Below are 1,851 nucleotides of genomic sequence, written 5' to 3'. Positions count from 1 at the left end.
GTGCGGTTCCCGTTCAGTGTGGCGCAGCAACATAGGGTGCTGTAGGCATGGCACTCTCCCATCAGCGGGTGCCGAACAGGCGATCCCCTGCATCTCCTAGGCCGGGGAGGATGTAGCCGTGCTCGTCTAGGCCATCGTCTACAGCAGCGGTATAGATTGGCACATCTGGGTTCTGTTCGTGGAAATACCGGATCCCTTCTGGGGCGGCCACCAGGCAGATGAAGCGGATCGACTGGGGTCGGGTTTGGCGTAGGCGCGCTACAGCCGCTGCTGCCGAATGGCCGGTGGCCAACATTGGATCCACCACCAGCACCTCACGATCTTCGATATCGGTGGGCACCTTGAAGTAGTACTCGATGGGGATCAGGGTATGGGGATCCCGATATAGGCCGATATGCCCCACCCGTGCTGATGGGATCAGCTCCAGCATGCCGTCGAGGAGCCCTTGGCCGGCCCGCAGGATGGAGACAAGCACCAACTTTTTCTCTGCCGCCAACATCGGCGCCAACATTGGGGCCATCGGGGTTTGAATGGGCTGTAGCTTGAGGGGCAGATCGCGGGTCACCTCGTAGGCCATCAAGAGGCTGATCTCCCGCATCAGCGCTCGGAAGTCGGCGGTTGTAGTTTCAACACGGCGCATGAGGCTGAGCTTGTGCTGCACCAGAGGGTGATCGATGGTAATCACCTGGGCCACCATGCTGTGCTCCTGAGATAATCGGGATCCCGTGATGGATGCCAGAATAGCAGAAGCGCTTGTCCCCCCGGTGGGCCGAAGGCTCTATCTGCTTGCTGTTGTCAAGGGGAGTAATCCGTGCAGATCCGCTTTGCTGTGGTGAGCGATCCCCACGTCGCCCTCCCTTCCACCCTTTGGGATCACCCCAGCCGATTTCACCTGGTAGAGGTGAGCATCCCGGCTCTGGAACAGGTTTTGCAGCATCTGGTGCAGTTGCCTCTGGATTTTCTGCTGTTGCCGGGGGATCTGACCCAGCATGGGGAGCCGGAAAACCATGCATGGCTGGCAGAGCGGCTGGCTCGACTGCCCTTTCCGGCTTTTGTGGTGCCCGGCAACCACGATGTGCCCCAGCCCGAGGCCAGCGGGCGCTCTATTGGTTTGGCGGATTTTCCCCGCTACTACCGAGCTTTTGGCTACGAGGATGGGCAGTCTTTGGATTACAGCCGGGTTCTGCGGCCAGGGATCCGTTTGATCGGCCTCAATTCCAACCATTTTGATGCTCAGGGTCAATTGGTGGGGTGTCTAACCCCAGAACAACTGACCTGGCTGGAGAAAGAATTGGCGGCAGCCGAGGAAGAGCTGGTGCTGCTGATGGTGCACCATAATGTGGTCGAGCATCTGCGCGGCCAGTCTCTCCATCCCTGGGGGCGTCGCTACATGCTGGAGAATGCCTCTCAGTTGCGGCGGCTGCTGCAAGCTTATGGGGTGCAACTGGTGTTCACCGGACATCTGCACATCCAGCACATCGCCCGACGAGGGGGGGTTTACGACATTACCACCGGCTCTTTGGTCAGCTTTCCCCACCCCTACCGCCTTGTCGAGATCCGGTCGGATCGAGAGACCGGAATCCAAGTCCATATCCAGAGCTACCGGGTGGGATCCCTGCCCGATTGGCCCGATTTGCAAGCGTTCTCCCGGGAGTGGATGGCCCAGCGCAGCGAACCAGCGGTGGTTAAGTTTTTAACCTCCGCACCGCTGAATTTGCCTTTGGAACAGGCACAAGCCTTGGCCCCACAATTGCGCTACTTTTGGGCAGCGGTGGCTGCCGGGGATCCAGACCTCACTTTCCCAGACTTTCCCCAGCCAGCAGGCCGATTTCTGGAGCGTTTCAGCCGTTG

Annotated in this window: 2 protein-coding genes; one reads left to right on the top strand and one right to left on the bottom strand. The window is 59.6% G+C overall.

What is annotated here, in order from left to right; genetic code table 11:
- Positions 1-61: 61 nt before the first annotated feature.
- Complete coding sequence (gene upp / locus NW820_RS12145; protein WP_414329961.1) at positions 62-697, bottom strand: uracil phosphoribosyltransferase; 636 nt, start codon at positions 695-697, stop codon at positions 62-64.
- A 114-nt stretch (positions 698-811) separates the two neighbouring features.
- Between upp and NW820_RS12140 the strand changes: the two genes are divergently transcribed.
- Positions 812-1,851: metallophosphoesterase family protein (locus NW820_RS12140; RefSeq protein WP_414407615.1), on the top strand; the 1,040-nt coding region annotated here is incomplete at its 3' end.

The organism is Synechococcus sp. R55.7 (assembly GCF_047461955.1).
Classification (GTDB): Bacteria; Cyanobacteriota; Cyanobacteriia; order Thermostichales; family Thermostichaceae; genus Thermostichus.
This window is presented reverse-complemented; position numbering and strand designations above follow the sequence as displayed.